At 62.6% G+C, this 15,802-nt stretch carries 12 protein-coding genes; 3 read left to right on the forward strand and 9 right to left on the reverse strand.

The genetic code is table 11. The features are described from left to right. Positions 1 to 28 precede the first annotated feature (28 nt). From R2910_05510 to R2910_05530, 5 genes are read right to left on the reverse strand one after another with little or no spacing between them, the layout of a single operon-like run. Positions 29 to 3,127, reverse strand: a complete 3,099-nt coding sequence (locus tag R2910_05510) for a helix-turn-helix transcriptional regulator (GenBank protein MEZ4412421.1) — start codon at positions 3,125 to 3,127, stop codon at positions 29 to 31. Further along, on the reverse strand, positions 3,124 to 3,600 hold the full coding sequence (locus R2910_05515) for a hypothetical protein (GenBank protein ID MEZ4412422.1): 477 nt from the start codon (positions 3,598 to 3,600) through the stop codon (positions 3,124 to 3,126). Before R2910_05515 ends, R2910_05510 begins: the two co-directional genes overlap by 4 nt. A gap of 21 nt (positions 3,601 to 3,621) precedes the next feature. Then, a complete protein-coding gene (locus R2910_05520) occupies positions 3,622 to 4,176 on the reverse strand; it encodes a hypothetical protein (GenBank protein MEZ4412423.1) in 555 nt (184 codons plus the stop codon). Between the two features lies 1 nt (position 4,177). Continuing rightward, positions 4,178 to 4,621, reverse strand: a complete 444-nt coding sequence (locus R2910_05525) for a hypothetical protein (GenBank protein MEZ4412424.1) — start codon at positions 4,619 to 4,621, stop codon at positions 4,178 to 4,180. A gap of 54 nt (positions 4,622 to 4,675) precedes the next feature. Continuing rightward, positions 4,676 to 4,861 (reverse strand): hypothetical protein, encoded by a 186-nt coding sequence (locus tag R2910_05530; protein ID MEZ4412425.1) that lies wholly within the window; start codon positions 4,859 to 4,861, stop codon positions 4,676 to 4,678. An 89-nt stretch (positions 4,862 to 4,950) separates the two neighbouring features. On the opposite strand from R2910_05530, the gene R2910_05535 reads away from it, so the two are divergent. Beyond that, positions 4,951 to 5,757, forward strand: coding sequence for a helix-turn-helix transcriptional regulator (locus tag R2910_05535; GenBank protein ID MEZ4412426.1), 807 nt, complete (start codon positions 4,951 to 4,953; stop codon positions 5,755 to 5,757). Continuing rightward, on the forward strand, positions 5,754 to 7,193 hold the full coding sequence (gene cas1 / locus R2910_05540; protein ID MEZ4412427.1) for a CRISPR-associated endonuclease Cas1: 1,440 nt from the start codon (positions 5,754 to 5,756) through the stop codon (positions 7,191 to 7,193). Before R2910_05535 ends, cas1 begins: the two co-directional genes overlap by 4 nt. Before the next feature lie 360 nt (positions 7,194 to 7,553). On the opposite strand, the gene R2910_05545 is transcribed toward cas1, so the two are convergent. The 4 genes from R2910_05545 to R2910_05560 form a co-directional block, all read right to left on the reverse strand. Continuing rightward, entirely contained in the window at positions 7,554 to 8,021 is a 468-nt protein-coding gene (locus R2910_05545; GenBank protein ID MEZ4412428.1) for a hypothetical protein, read from the reverse strand. Positions 8,022 to 8,087: 66 nt separating this feature from the next. Next, on the reverse strand, positions 8,088 to 8,699 hold the full coding sequence (locus tag R2910_05550) for a hypothetical protein (protein ID MEZ4412429.1): 612 nt from the start codon (positions 8,697 to 8,699) through the stop codon (positions 8,088 to 8,090). A 324-nt stretch (positions 8,700 to 9,023) separates the two neighbouring features. Then, on the reverse strand, positions 9,024 to 10,340 hold the full coding sequence (locus tag R2910_05555; GenBank protein ID MEZ4412430.1) for a site-specific integrase: 1,317 nt from the start codon (positions 10,338 to 10,340) through the stop codon (positions 9,024 to 9,026). Between the two features lie 717 nt (positions 10,341 to 11,057). After that, positions 11,058 to 13,292, reverse strand: coding sequence for a phage/plasmid primase, P4 family (locus tag R2910_05560; protein ID MEZ4412431.1), 2,235 nt, complete (start codon positions 13,290 to 13,292; stop codon positions 11,058 to 11,060). Between the two features lie 814 nt (positions 13,293 to 14,106). Between R2910_05560 and R2910_05565 the strand changes: the two genes are divergently transcribed. Then, entirely contained in the window at positions 14,107 to 15,441 is a 1,335-nt protein-coding gene (locus R2910_05565) for a hypothetical protein (GenBank protein MEZ4412432.1), read from the forward strand. The last annotated feature ends 361 nt before the right edge of the window (positions 15,442 to 15,802 follow it).

Here is a 15,802-nt window from a genome sequence, read left to right on the forward strand (position 1 = left end):
GCCAATATGCCCGTGATCGACCGAAGCGCTAGCCCAGCGACCTGAGTCTCGTGGCAACCGCATCCGTCACTCTTGTTTCCCCGCTCAGCATACCAATGAGCAACTTCAGCGTCTGGCGGCGTGGGCGCACCCTTCCCTTCCGGTACCGATGAATGAGGCTCCCCGAGATACCCGTCGCCTCGGCCAGCTCCTGGGCGGAGACTGTTTGCAGCATCGGCAACCACACCGCCTCCCACGCCGTGGCCCCTGGGTTCTCATGGATCTCCTGTACTTCCTCCAGCGCCTGAATCTCTCCGCGTAACACGGCCTCCAGCTTATTGGACTCCTTGCCCAGCCGAAAGAAGTAGAGGGGTGTGACATGGCGCCGCTCCAGGAGGCCGACGGTCCTCCCCGTCACTCGGGCGCCTCCCGGTGCCGCGCTTTTTGACTCTGGGTGGGCACCGTGGTCCCGGATGACGTCCGCGACTGATTTGACCCGGGCGACGTGGTTCGACGTGGTCGGGCTCGTAGTGATGTAACAGGAAACCATGCTGTGGGTGTCGTGCCAAGGCTGTGCTTCCCACCTCCGGGCATCGCGCTCAAATGGGGCGATCAGGTGGCACGATGAGGCGTTGGCCCCTGCTGGCTCGCCCCCCGCTACCACATAGCCCGTCAGGGCAAAGTTGAACGGCTTCACCTGGTCACCATAGGCCCGGTCGCGCTGGCCTTGGTGCAGGGGCCGGAGGAGCGCGGGGCTCGTAAACCCGTGCCGCGCCACGGCGGGGCGGGATGTCCAGGAGGGTAGCGGGGGCGCTTTCTGGCCCCGCGCGGCCAGGATCTGGTGCCGCCACACGGCCTCGATCCACGCCGGGACGCCACTTGGGCCTCGCTCGGTCTCCTCCGGATCGGTCGGGTTGAGGAGGTGCCCCAGGCCATGTTCGGACGCCTTGACGATCTCCGGCCCGTCCGGCCCCTCGACAAACAGGCAGTACCGCTTGGCCGAAATGCCGAAGCAATGGAGCTGGATCTGTTGCCCGTCCCGGAAGTTGGCGTCCTCGACCTTGAGGAGCGACTCGGGCACGGCGGGGCCATAGGGCTTGAGCGCGTCCAATCGGTGGACAATGGCCCGGACCTGCGCCCACGACAGCGTCTTGACACCGGGTTCTCCCGCCGGGCCCCGCTCAGGCCCACCCGGACAGGCCACGAATCCCCCCGCCTCGGCGGCGACGATGGCCATGGAGTCGGTATCGCACATGGCGTAGGTGCCGCCCTGCTCGCGGACCAGTGCTTCCAGGAGCGCCAGGAGGAGACGCGCGGCCCCGGTGACCAGTGAGGCCATCGGCGGGAAGAGGTATTCCCCGGCCTGCTCGGGGCGCGGGCTCTCGACCGTGAAGCGACTCGACCCGCCAATCACCTGGACAGGGAGGGTGGTGCCCTCCCGGAGATCTTGCGGATTCATCTCGGCCAGAATGCCGTAGCCCCCGCTGTTGGCGATCACCTTGAGCAGCCCCCGGAGCCGTTTCTGCTCCTCCTCGGGGAGCGAGTTGTCCCGCTTGATCTCGGCCCGCGCCTCGCCCAAGGTCCGGAATACGTCCCCGACGCGGGGATCGAGCGGCACCTGGCCCCGCAGTTTAACTGCGCGGAGCGTGGGAGCCGTGCCCCTCGCCTCCAGGGTGACGGCCTTTAGGATGCGTGGGACGCGCCCGGTGAGCAGGACCGACGCCGCCAGGTCGAACCCGGAGTACCAAATAGGCTCCCGAGAGGTGAGGCGGTTGACCCCGATCCCGAAATTGTCCGACCCGGTGGCGTACTGGGCCCGTACCGGGAGGATGTCGTCATGGGGGACCACACGGGCCAGAAACCGCAGCTGGGGCCAGAGCGAGGGGTCGAGGCAGGTATTGAGCGTGACCCCCGCCAGCGTCCGGCGCGCCACCGCGGTGCAAGCGACCGGGTGGAGCGACCCCGCCGTCAGCCATTTCTCAAGTTGGGCCAGCGACTGGACCGACGGGTACATCGACAGGAAGTCGGTGTAGACCACCGGGACGCTGGTTCGGATGATGTGGCACTCGGTGCGTCCCCCGTAGTACCCCTCCATGGCCGCGCCGTGGACCCAGTCGGGCACCGCCTGGGCGCGGGTGCCCACCGGCGTGATGCCCATCTTCCGCAAACAGGCCTTGGCCAATGACGCCGGGGACTGCACCTGCCACGGGTCGACGTCCAGCTCGTGCAGATCCAGCTCGGCGCGGAGCGCCTCCAACAATTCTTGCGTCACCCGGAGGTCCTGGCGGTTGTAGTCGATGTACGTGGCCGTGAGCCGGGCCGCATGGTCTCCCTCCGTCTTCTGGTGCGGCGTCCGAAACGTCTTGGCCGCACTCGCCAGGGAGTGCGACTGATCGGTCAGGGCGAAAGCCAGGGTACGGAGATCCAGGAACAGGCTTGGGATACGTTTGGAACGCGCGCCCTTGGGCCCTTTCCCCACAATCTTGTTCAGGCACCGTGCCCACCCGAACCGGGCCCGCTTGCTGTCGTGGTGCCGGATGAGGAGGCGCGGGCGGTAGGGGTGCTCCTCCCGTTCGCCGGTCTTCGGGTTGAACCAATCCCAGAGCGGGAACGAGAACCCGCGCGCGAAGTACCGGGCCTCTCCTCTGGGACGGGTCTCACCCCAGCCGATGGCCAAACGGGACAGGTCAAACGGCAGGTTGAACCCGCAGACGAGGGTCAGCCCGTCCCGCACGGCCGGCCACAGCACATGGTCGAGGAATTCCCGGCGGGAGTACAGCGCGAGGGGCGAGCCCGCGAGGAGCGTGGTGTCCGCCTGGTGGTCCCGCACGTAGTCTTGCAGCTCCCGAACCTCGGCGGGCGCCAGGTCATCGTCATGGAAGAGGCCCTCCTCGATGCACTCCGCTCGTGGGCCGGGTTCGCCGCCGAGTGCCCACCGACAGAGCCGGTAGCTCCCGAAGCGGAGTCGCTGGATGGCATCCACGGTCGTTTCGGTGTCGATCAGCAGCACCAGGTCAGGCCACCCCTTGGCCCGGCGTCCCTTGGGCTTCGATGGGGGCCGCTCCGCAGGCGGGGCCGATCCCTTGACGGGGGCCATGAAGGCCCGGAGCCCCACGAAGACCGGGTCCGGGCCGTGGTCGTGTGTCACGGGAGCGCCGCCGCGAACAAGGGCGCGTGCTGCTTGTACCACTCGGGACCGTGCATCTGGGTAAGCCACGCCAGGTGCTGGCGCAGCCACTGAATCACCCGGTCGAGGTACCCGACGATGGTCTTCGCGAAGTCCCGGACCGAGTAGAGGATCATCAGGATGTAGGCCACCGGGTTCTCGGGGGCGGCCTTCAGGATGTCTTGCGGGATCGCGAGTTGCTGGTCGCTCAGCTCCCGGTGGAGGTTGGCGGCGATGTCGATGGTCACTGGGGACACCTTTCGTGAGAAAATGTGGTGGGCTTCCATCACCGATCGACGGTGAGCCCAGCTACCGCATTGGTAACAACGCCAGTCATCGCCCCAGGCAGTCAGGACGACCCGGTTGTTGGTGCCGCAGACGGCGCAGCGCGCCTCTTCGGGGATGCGCCGCCACCGTGCCGCCTCGCGCAAGGCGGCGTTGCCTGCCTCAGCCATGGAATGCCATCCTTTCGCCCGCTAGAGGGCGTAGATCTCGTAGTCGGGGAGCACGTCCGCCTGGTAGAGTCGAGCGAGTACCCGCATGTCGGTGATGAAGGGGAACGCCTGCTTGCCGCCCGTCCGAAGCGTCTTGCCTCGGAATGGTTTGAGCGCGCCCACGTTGCCGTCGAGCGCCTGCCTGACGGCAGCGTGGTAGGCCCCGAGCTTGGAGGCGGCGCGCGAGTCGTAGATCGGGACTGAAATGACCCCACGGACCGTGGTCACCTTCATCTGGCGCACCAGCTTGTCGAATCTCTTGGCGACGTAGCGCCGGCCCACCTTGCGGACGGTCGGTCCTCCCCAACTGCGGACCGCCTTCGACGTCAGCCCGACCTCGCGCGCCGCGCGCGCCAAGGAATAGCCCTCCCGCCGCATCAGGCTGATGCCCTCCAGGGCTCGGCTTCGGGCGTGCGCCTCGTCTGGAGACAGGGCGCGCAACCGGGACTCCGAGTAGATCGGCCGCGCGGTGCGGATCGGGGGCGGCTTCTTTCGACGCTTCGGCGATGGTTTGGCTGGTCGTTTCTTGGGAGGCATCTCATCCCCCCACTTTCGCCGTCACCTGGACATAGCATGTCCAGTCGGTTTCGTCCGGTTCGCTGAACGAGAGCGCCTTCCTCGGCGCCAGTGCCTCGCCCTCGCCCAGGTAGTAGATCGGGATCTCAGCAGCTTGGGCCAACTCGAGGTCGCCCCAAACGCCGCGCCCGATCATGCCGCCGGGGAGGCTGAGAAATACGAAGGCCTGAGTGCTCGCGATGGTGGCCGCCCGGCGACGACGCCAATCATCGACGTCCTCGTAGTACTTGAGGGCTTCCAGAATCGTCACCCCGGGCAGGTGGGACCGGATCCGATGCAGGGATGCGTCGTACTCCCGGGATCCCCGGAGGCCGAGCGGGGCCGAGAGGTAGATGGTGCCGCGGAACCGGACTGCCGCTGTTCGCCGGGCGGGCCGGGCGCTAGGTTTCTTGGTGATTGAAGACATTGTGAATTCCTTCAGAAGTGAGCGCCACCGGGGTCCAGCCGGGGGCGCTTTTGTTTAGGCCGCTGGTTGCGACCGTGCCCCGTGATTGGGGATCGACGGCAAGGATTCGGCGTCGATGTAGAACCGTCCGAACTGGTCGCGACCGCCGACCAGCTCCTGCCGGAAGACCCGCTCCCGGACTTGGTGATAGGTGAGTCCGAGCCGCAGGGCGGCCTCGGAGAGGGGGATACGCGTCGACATAGGCACTCCTTCGGTAAGGGGTACCGAACAAACAAACATCATGGTATCTTTGGGACAATCCAAATGGGGCACTATTGGAGGGTATCCCGATGCCAGCACGTCGAGTTCATAGAGGGAAATCTGGGTGGAAGGACGACCCGTATGTGGTCGTCAATCCTCGCTGCCTCGCCGCAGCGATTGAGGCTCGTGGTTGGACTGTCCAAAAAACAGCGAAGGCGATTGGGAACGCCTCGCAGACCTTAGATCACCTGGTGAAGGGCGAGCGGGACAAGCGATGCCGCCAGAGTCGAAGGGAAGCGCTGGCGAAGGTGCTGGGTGTCTCGCAGGAGTGGCTCGCTGGAACGGGCATCGCTGTCCCTGAACTTTCTCAACTGCCCCGACACCTTGCGCACCGCCTGTCGCCCCGAGCCCAGTTTGCCGTAGGTGAGTTGTTCCGAAAAGCGAAGGCGGCCTTGGCCCGTGATATCCGTGAGCCAGGAGTGTTAGCTGAGATGCAGAACCACGGCTGTTCGAAGGAAATCCTACAGATGCACCTCTTTACTTGGCTCTTCCACCTCGTGCGTCCGAACCTGTGGAAGTCCCAGTTGACGACCTTTAGGGGTGATGCGGATCTGGAGGGACCGTCCCTCACCGAAGTGCCGGGGCTCCTCAAGGACATGGCACCAGATCGATCCCACCGGGAGGAGTCGGCGGAAGTTGGGCTGATCCAGGCGTTAGAGATCGCGCTGGAACCGTGGTTTAGTGGTGAAGCCAAACTGGATTATGACCGTCTCCGCGTCTTGGTGGGGTATGACCGCGCGAGCCCTCCCCCAGGCCCGCCGCACCCTCGCTATCAGGGGGTCGAGAGTAGTCCCGTCAGGATGATCCCGCAGATCGCCTTGGGATTGAAGACGTGAAGACCGCACCAGGTGGTGCCCGGCCTCGGGACGGCATCCTGACCCTTTCGGGCCACGGTGTCCGAGTGAGCGTCAATCGGGGGTACCTCACAATCGAAGATGGACTCGGGGAGGAGCGCTACGGGGCGCGATTCAGCCGGATTGACCAATCCCTCAAGCGGCTCGTCCTGATCGGGTCAGCGGGTTCGGTCACGCTCGACGCCCTCCAGTGGCTCCACGACGTCGGGGTGCCCCTCATTCACCTCAAGCGGGATGGGACGCTGCTCTTCGTGGCGGCGCGGTCCGGGACCGTTCTCCCAGCCCTGCGACGGAATCAGGCCATGGCAAGGGAAACCGGCTTCGCGGGTCGCATCGCCGAAGACCTCATCCGACGAAAGGTTGAGGGCCAGCTCGCCCTTCTGGACCGACTGCCCCCCAACCGTGACGCGCGCCCCGCCTTGGGGCGCGTCTTGGCTCAGTTAGCGTCTACCTCGACGTTGGAGCAGGTGCGAAAGCTGGAGGCCGTGGCGGCGGGCGCCTATTGGAAGGCATGGCGGGACGTGTCGATCCCCTTCGCCAGGGGAGATGCCAAGCGCCGCCCCGCCTACTGGCGACAGTTCGGGACGCGGGTCTCCCCACTGACCGGTGCCGGGGCCCGGAAGGCGGTCAACCCGACCAACGCCATTCTCAACTACCTCTACGCTATTCTGGAAGCCGAGGCCCGGATTGCGGCCCTGTCCGTGGGCGCGGACCCGATGCTGGGCTTCATTCACACCGACCAGCGGAACCGGGACTCCCTGGCGTGTGACCTGATGGAGCCCGCCCGTCCGCGTGTCGACGCCTATGTCCTGGATTTGTTTGAGCGGCGGGAGTTTCGGAAGGAAGACTTCTTCGAGCTGCCCGACGGGCAATGCCGACTGATGCCACCCCTAACCGAGGAATTGATCAAAACGGGAGCACGGTGGGCGCGGTTGGTCCTGCCTGAGGCGCAGCGTGTGGTCGCTACCCTCCTGGAATCGAAGAGCAATGCCGCACGGGCCAAGACCCCTTACCGTGCCGATGGGCGACGGACCGCTGGGAATCCGATGGGAGGCCAAGGCGTCTCCACGCGCCCGAGGCGAGGGAGCCGGGTGGTTACCCGGGAGCACAGAACCCTCACCCCGATCCAGGCGGGGGAGGCACCGGACCCCCGACGGGGTGCCGAGGCGGGAGCGAAGCGCCGGGTGGCGATGCGGCAGATTGCTCGGGACAACAAGCGGTGGGGTGCAGGGAAGGCCCCGACGGATCCGGATGCGTTCCGGGCTGAGATCCTACCCAAGATTCAGGGCGTACCACTCAAGGTCTTGGTGGAGGCTACCGGATTAACGAAGAGCGCGTGTTCACGGATTCGGGCAGGAGAGACGGTGCCGCACCCTAGACATTGGGCAGCGTTCGCCAGCCACGGGTCGGGAGGCTAGCGGGAAATCTCTTGGAGTCAGTTGACGCTGTGTTGAGGGGTGCCTTCCAACTTGGGGGCACCCTTTTACCTGGAGAGCAACGTGGAAGGCATGAGCTGGCCGGATCCGTGGGATGTGTGGGGATGGGAAAATCACGCCTCAGCAGGCGAACCTCAGAAACAGGATTCCAGCGCTCCTACTCACCCATCGGACGAGGTCATCGATTCGGCCCGAAGGGGAGTAGAAAGTCCCAGAGGGAAGATTCAGGCAATGCGGTCCCCCCCCCCCCTCAATTCGAAGGGACCACGAGGCGGCCAGTAGTGACCGCCTCGAAAACCGAGTCCGAAGGTTTGAGACGCGGTGTGCCCCTTCCCGGCCCAACTAGTTGCCGAGCTTCAATGTCGCGTCTAAGGTGTAACTGCCCGCATCAAGAATGCCGTAGAGCTCCGTCCCACCGGCGTTCCAAGCCATGTCGCGAATAAATGTATCCGCAACCTGGTCGAACGTTATTGTGCCGGTTTCAGCATCATACGTATAGCTTCCATCGAGGGCAAGCGTTTCCTCCACGCCTGACTCTGAATATGCAGCAGGAATAACTATGCTCCCAGTTGTCGTCCCGCTGTCAGTGAGAATGAGTGAGATCTGTGCACCACCGGCAATAAGGTCGGTAGTTGTGCCCGCTTCCTTCACTGTCAACTTTGTAGCGTGATAGGGGCCTACAACAGTGGGGGGCGGCGCGGAGTTGCTATTGATGCCAGTGGGTGACGGACTACTCTCACCGCATCCGGTGGCCACGCAGAAAGCGGCAAAGATGGCGAGCCTCGTGCGGGTCAATGTTGGGGCGCGCATTTATGAACCTCCAGCGAAAAGAGTGTACCGCTGCAGCGATTCTAGCATTTCCGACACAGAATCGTCCTAAAAATGTAATTGAACCCCACCTGTAAGCTCGAAGTCGTCGAGCGCGCCTCCGTATAGATCGTCACTCCAGTAGCCTCCGGTGGCGCGGAGTGAAACCTTCGGGGAGAGTTCTACACCGAGCCCGAGGGTAAACCCAATTGCGAATCCAGTGGGCTTGTCTTCAATTCCCGAATAAGGGTCAGACAACGCATCAGTATTGACCGTCAACCCAGCAGAATGTACCACGCCAATTCCGATCCCCGCTTCCGGGGAGATCAGATCTATTACAGCAATACCACTATGAGCAAAGGGTCGATTTGAGACTGCTACAGCGGTGAGATAACCTCGCCAGAGCGTTTCTGATCCATTTGGTTCAAATTCAGGGCCGCGAGGTACTTCCCCGATCGATGCCATGGAGAGGCCTACTCCGATGCGTAGCCAAGGCAAGACCTCCCGCCCTCCGCGTAGTATGAAAAGTGGGTAGGTCTCATCTGCGCCAGCATCGTATTCGACGACTCCAGCCTCGAAGGACACTGAGTTCTTCTGTGCCATAGCATTGTTCGAAACTGCAATCGAAGCAATCAGGCCGAGCACAGCCCCGGCGCGAATTCGGGCCACAGTGTGAGCCATAGGCGCGGAATCCTCACTCTCAATTGATAGCTATTGATGGTGCGTAGAAAGGCAGCGTCTCATCTCTCCGCCAGATTTATTCTGAGAGTCTAGCGGGCGTTGGTCGCTTTGGTAAGAGGGGCACGGGTGCCGGAGATGATGCCACGCGATCGGCGACGAGCCACTCCGAACCCCTCCAGTACTGAGAATCCTAGGCAGAAACTGACACTTTGGGCGGGATATCTCTATACCCCCGACACATTTGAGGGTTGGTTGAAAGGTGGGCTGCTGCGTTGCTAGCCCGGCAGATCCGGCCATTGGTCGACCTTGTTTGTGACGTCGCGGCTATAGCGGGGTAGCCTTCCCCCCGGCAGTGGGGAAGAGCAGCGCCTCGCGGGCGTCCGCGCTCCGACGCTTCATTGAGTCCTGCACATGAGAGTAGGTGTCCGCCGTCAGCTTGTAGGTCGAATGGCCGAGGCGTTCGCTCACCGTCTTCATTTCCTCGCCCGCTTCCAGGCCTAGAGTCGCGGACGAATGCCGGAGGTCGTACAACCGGAGGCGGTCCAAACCCGTTTCCTTCAGGGCTGCAAGGACCCTCGCGTCATAGTCGCGCTTCGCCTCTCGGTAGGTCTTGCGCGTCCGCCCGCGCGATACTGGGGCCTCCAGCTGTGCTCCCACTAACGTGAGTGCGAGCCGGGCAACGATACGATGGTAATGTGCAGTTACCACGTCATGATTCAAGGGCCCACTCCGCAGGGTGCCATCGGCGCGCCAGGTTGGCGTTGCGGGGAATATGAGCCGCAGTGGGTTGGTGTCTTGCCCGAGCCCGAGGCGTACCTTGGCTTGAGCGGCGCGCTGGGTGAGAAGTGCGCGCTGAGTCGGAGGTGAGAGGGCGAGCTGCCGAGACTTCCCTGTTTTGGGGACTTTGAACGCACGTCCGGCCCCTGTCGCGGAGTCCACCGCCCTCCGGATCGTCAACCATTTGGACGTTTCCTCCCAGTCCGGCCACTGGAGTGCGTACGCCTCTCCCGGGCGCGCGCCCTCGTACAACAAGAGGGTGAAGAGTGGGCCGTAGGGGTCCCTCGCGGCCTCGATCAGGAAGATGCGCATCTCCTCGGAGGTCAACCAGCGATAATCAACCTTCACCATCGCCGGCGGATCTGTCAGGGAGACGACATTCCGCGGAACGAGCCCATCTTTCACGGCGCGGTTCATGGCCTGGCGGAGGTCCCCGCGGATGTGGCGGATGGTGGCCGGACTGAGCCCCTGTTCCTGGAGTTGCGTGAAGAGCCTGGTGCAATCGGCGGAGGTAAGGGCAGCCAGGCGTCGGGCGCGCAATTCCAGGGGGACATGACGGGCCATGCGTCGGTCGAAGTCGAACCGCCGCCGTGTGCTCCTATTGGCGAGGAATGTCCCGCTGAACTCGGCCAGCCATTCCCCAAGCCGTTGAGGCCCGGGGCGAACGTGATCGCCGCTGTCCTTACGGCTGAGAATCTTCGCGAGCCACTCTTGCGCTGCACGCTGGGTTAATGTGGTCTTCTTGAGCCGGACCTCCCGGCCTGTCGTTGGGTCCACGCCGATGTAGGCTCGGGCGTTGTACTTGCCGTTCCTCTTCTTCGTGATGCTGCCCCTTGGGGACAGGCCTCTCTTCGTCTGTGTCATGGACCGTTGCTCCGCTCTGGTGAAACCTTGAAACGTTGCATAGTGGAACCATCAGCGGAATCTACGCTTACTTACAGCCTCTAGCTACAACTCCCGGGCCCAGGCCGGGCCCCTAGAGTTATAAACGGTTGCAGAATAATGAGTTACCATGACCCCTAGGCCCGCCGGGCCTAGGGGGGTCAATCCCATGCACTGGTTGACCCTTGCACCCGACTCCAGGCGGGGAGGGCAAAGAGACCCCCCCACGTTGCGGCGTGGGGAGAAGGCCTCCTAGGCCCGCTCGAAGCCACTTCGCGGCCCTCGGGCGACCGAGCATGAAGGCCAAATCCCACTCGGGGAGGGGGCGTCCCCGGGGGGATGAGGATCTGACAAATCGAAAGCCTGCCCGGGGGAGCGGAAGATCTAGTTCCGTCCCTCGGGGTCGCCGCCGGGTAGCTCGCCCATCAGCGACCATTTTTTCCGACATAAAGAATTGCTCCTCTGGAGCGGCAATTGGGCCGATGATCTGACTTCCCCGAGCAGGACGCCCGGCTCTTACACCTGGGAAATCAGGCCACCCCCGAGCTAGGCCGAGGGTGGAGTCGGCGGCAATTCGCAGCTCGTGACTCCGCCCTCGGGACCTAGCTGTCCCCGGTCCTCGACTTTTCTCCTTAGAAGCACCGAGCCTAAGCTTCTTCTGAACTTCTAGGCCGACTAGGCCGCCTAAGTCCGTGGCTGTCAGAGCGCTTCGGGCAACAGTGACAGGCCAAGTCGGACCCACGCCTTCTTAGTCCCATCCTGCCGCCGGACCTTGCCGAATCCCAGCCCACTGAGGCGAGTCCCGAATGAAGTCTGAGAACCAGGAAGGCGATCTTCTTGTTCACACCAGTCTTCGTAACTCTCGTACAATGCCGTCGCCCCCACCGTCGCTTCTGGGTCTAGAACGCACCGTGCCGCCATGAACGCAGACAAGTCATCTTGCTCCTCGCGGTATCGCTTTGTCGCCGCACGGACCTGCTCGGCCACCCCCAGTCCTTCAGCCCGCCATGCGGCGAGTCCGCCCAGCGCCCAGTTCAGGATTCCCGAGGCCTCGGCTTGCAGTTGCTGGGGAAGGTCCCGTATGCGTTCAGGCTCCGGGATTTGCTCGGTGAACGGCACGAGGTGAATTCGCCGCCAAATGGCGTCATCAGTCCCTCGAATTGTTGGTTTGTGATTTGCTCCGAGCCAGAGCTTGAATCGGGCCTGGAAGTCGAAGCTTGGACGATACAAATGGCGCGCGGTCACAGTGTCCCCGCCGGTCAGTTGCTTTAGAAGCACCTCGTTGAAGGCCACGCCATCGCCTGTTTCAACTGCCGTGATGTATCGCACACCGATGACGCGGGCGATGTCCTCCGAAGGCCCCTGTCCGGATCGGGTATGAGAAGTCAACGTTGAGACATTCATGGCTTGTCTGTAATCACCCATGACGTAGCCAAGCGTTTCTAGAAATGTTGTCTTGCCATTCGCCCCGAGGCCATACAGCAGAAATAAGCATTGCTCTTCGGTGAGTCCTGTCAGGGAGTATCCAGCAGCGCGCTGAAGAAACTCGCGAATTGTTTCAGGCGCTATCACGCGTTCAAGGAATCTTTCCCATTTTGGGGCGGTCGCCTCCGAGTCGAACTCCACCTGAGCGAGTTTGCTGATTAGGTCGCCACGATCATGCTCCCTGAGGCAGCCGGTCCGGAGATCGATCGTCCCGTTCCGGCAGTTCAAAAGCATTGGATCCGCGTCAAGATCGTCTGGCGCGGCAATGACCTCCGCCTCCGTTCTCGCCAGCTCTACCATTGCTTTGATGCGCCCGACACTGTGGCTCGTCACCGCCCAGTTCACGGCTCGCTTCCGAGAATCGTCCTCTGCCACCGTGGCGCCCTGCACCAACATTCTCTTGACCGTTTCCTTGGCTAGACGGTCGATGCCGCCTGTGTTGTCGGGGGCAAAGCGGCACCCATCCCACACCAGCCATCCAACTCCCGGCACGAAGAGAATGTCTGGCCCGTGATCGACGATCAATTGGCGTGCATTCCCTAGGTCTGTGAAGCGGGAACGCTCGTCACCCTTTTGGGCCGCCGGTTCATACCGGGTCATGCCCAGCGCGATGTGCTGCAGTTCGACATCCGGCAATGGGGGATCGAAGCGCGATGAGTTCTCCTCACGCAACGCTGCTAGGATTGCCGCCTGACCCGTTCCGTGGCGCCGCATCGCGCCGGCAAGGCTGGTCAACTCCTCGTTCCGCCCTGCGAAGGCACGCTCACCATGCACAGCGGGGGCCACTGAGCCCCCCTGTGATCCGGGCAGAACCGGCGCGGTGAGCTTGGCCAGCTGCGCTCGGGAAAGCTCTACGGCATCTGCCACATTGAGGAATGCCACAAGATCTAGCGCTCCCCCGTCCGGCATCACCGCATAGCGCCCGCCCTCCATGCCATTGAAGTACGGCATGTTGATCCAGTTGCCCACGTCCCGGTCGGAGGCCAGCCGCGTCTGCTTGGGGAAGATCTCGGCGCGCGGGAAGCCGAGCGCCACGCTCCATTCCTGCAGCTTGCTGCGCACGAGCTCGGCGGGGATGTCCTCGGCACAAAACAGATAGGCATGGATCCCACCGCTTTTGGTGCGGCACATGACGAGCGGCAGGCCAAGGCGCTCGGACTCTTCGGCCTTGGCGGTGATGTCGAGGTCCACGTATTGATCGATGTCGATGGCGCCCCACCGCACCGTGCCGTCGTCGCGAATCGGGACAATCCCCAGGCCGTACTCCCCGGAGAGATGGCGTTCATAATGATCCAGTGTTGGCGGCTCCCGAAGTGTTATGGCCCGGCCCTCCACCTTTCGACCCTCGACCTGCGAGCGTGAATTATGCAGCGAATACCAACCATGGGCCCGTCCTAGTCCCACAAGGCGGGCAGCGAATCGCTGGGCGAGCGTGAGGGGCGTGCTCATCCGCGGCGTCCCCTCTCTGAGCTAGTTTTGGGTACCTCTCCCGAGCGCGGAGCAACTCCCTTCTTAGTTCTGTGGGCGGAGCGCCCGCAGGATGGTCCCACCACCTCCACGCGCCAGCCCCCGGGGTAGCGCTGGCCGCCAGCTCCCATCCATGAAGCGAGTGCGTCGATGCGAAAGAAGAAGTGTCTCCCGATCTTGACGTGGGGGATGCTGTCGGACTTGGCCAGTTTCAGTAGCAGGCCCTTGCACCAAGGGGGGTCTTTGGGGTGAACGGATTGGAGCCACTTGGCGGCTTGATCGCTCCCGAACAGCGTACTGGCAGGTACAGCGGTTGTAGTGGACATTGAATACACCTCTCACCTCGGGCAGAAAAGCCAAGCGGCCCCAAAGAACCCGGAGCCGCAGCTCGCGCCAAAAAAGGGCGTGAGCAACGGTCACTGGTTCTCTGGGGCCGCCCGAGGTCGTCGGTGCAGGGTCCCGTGGAGATGCGGTCAATGGGGACCGCGTTCCAGTCCGTCTTTGGACTGGCCGGAGGAGTTTCGCCGCTCCCCCTGACTTACATCAAGCGCCACGCACCGCCACTTGCTCCGGGTCTTTGCCCGGCGGCCTGCGTTGAACTCTAGCAACTGCTAGGACATTAGCACATTTTGGCACGCCGCGAAAGAGTTTACTTTTGGCCCACTTGTGAGCTGGTCATTATGGGTGATCAGATGGTGCGGAGGGAAGGATGGCTAGTCGAATGTGGATGATTCAGTCCGCTGAGGTGGTGACCTTTGCCCCAGATTTGGCCCCTTCAGGATCGGAGGACCGGTAAGTGGCGACCGAGTCAATCGAGCTTCCGGATATTCCTGCGAATGGCGATCAATTCGAAGACTATGTAGCAGCGCTGTTTCAGTGTGGTGGATACTTCGTCCAGCGAGGGGTCACTGAACGGGACCCGACGGACGTCCTTGAATTGGACGCCGTTGTCACGGACTACGATGTTCAGCCGCCAGAGGCTTTAATCGTCGAAGCAAAGTCCGGAACAAAGTGGGGGTACCCTGACCTATTCAAGGTAGTAGGCTGGCTGCGGTACCTGCATATGTCGCGCGGCTGCTTCCTTGTTCAAACAGTTCCTCGCAGAATGGATTTTGCCAAGAGACAGGCCCGGGCCGCTGGACTGGATGTGGCGCTGGTTCACCTCGAAGAACCCGATCTGACGGCTGGCTTTGTAGCGGCGGGATTCTCCGAGGCACCTACTGAGACCGCACTAAATGTGTGGCGTTTTTCATACCTGATTGAGCGTTCTCTGTTGACGTGCATCCACGAGGCCAAGAAGAACGCGCCTACACAGGCAGGCCCGAGGGCGATTTGGGACTATTACAACCTGATCAACAACTCTCTGTTCTTCGAGCCGGACGACTATGAGCGAGTGACGGCGCTCTACGCAGCATTTGGGCAGCACCCGAAGTTGGCCTTGGGGGTGGCGAGAGAGATTGGTGGAGGAGGTTTCGATTGCGAGGCAGAGGATCCCAAGAACCCTCAGATTAGGGATGCGCTTTATAGGTGTGCTTACCCGGTGCTTCAGGCCTGCATCTACTTCGAGCACCGTGCACGCCTGGCCATACTAAAGGCCGTCGTCGATATCGTCCTGCTCGCACCCGCGCCAAAGGTGATCCTGAAGGCCGGCGACTCTGGATGGACCCAACTGGAGCTACTTCCAGTGAACATTCGACAGGCAGTAGAAACGCTTCGAGCGCACCCCGCGGTCCGGCACTACCCTCGATTCTGGCAGGTATTCCTCTGGGGCTGTGGCGGTTTTCTCCTCCGTGATCGAGAGGATGACGAGTTCAGATGGCTTTCAACTCAGACTGGCGTGCCCGTCGAGGAGATGGGGAATGCTCTCAGCGCGTTTGACGTCTGCTTTCCGCTCAACAATGGCGGATCATGGCTGACCGATGCTTACGATTCCCAGTGCCGCGTGGTCAGAATGGTACCCTGTGTCTATCAGGGGCTGGGAGTCTACCATCGCATGGCTGAGTGGGGCATGGGTACTGTCGCAGACTTTGGCTATACGGACTACACTCAGGCCGACCTTCTTAAGTGGCAGAATGCGGCCTTCAACGTCATGAAGCAGTACAGTGGGCTCCCTGTGACGCCGAAGCCATAAAATCTTACGAGAGTGGGCCCGGTTTGGGCCCGAAATGAGAGGGGAGTCTTGCGAAAACTGCCTGAATCCCCTGATTACTCCCGACCGTTCGGTGGGTGCGTAACCCTGCCCGAGGGCTGACCTTCCGCATGCTCGCGGTCGCTTCCGCCTCAACCAGGGTTACGGCTTAAAATCCCAAGGGGAGCAATCCCCATGTGGGTTCGATCCCCACCCCGGGCACTTGGACAATGCCGCCCCCCCCTCCACCCCGGGGGATGGCCAAGGCCCTCCCCGCGCGCTAGATATTGTTCAGGAGCAAGTGAATTACCTTCGGCCTTGATCCTCAATTTTGAAAATTTGAGTGGAGTGCTTATGCACGCCA

It is taken from the genome of Gemmatimonadales bacterium, from assembly GCA_041390145.1.
In the GTDB taxonomy this organism is placed as follows: Bacteria; Gemmatimonadota; Gemmatimonadetes; order Gemmatimonadales; family GWC2-71-9; genus SPDF01.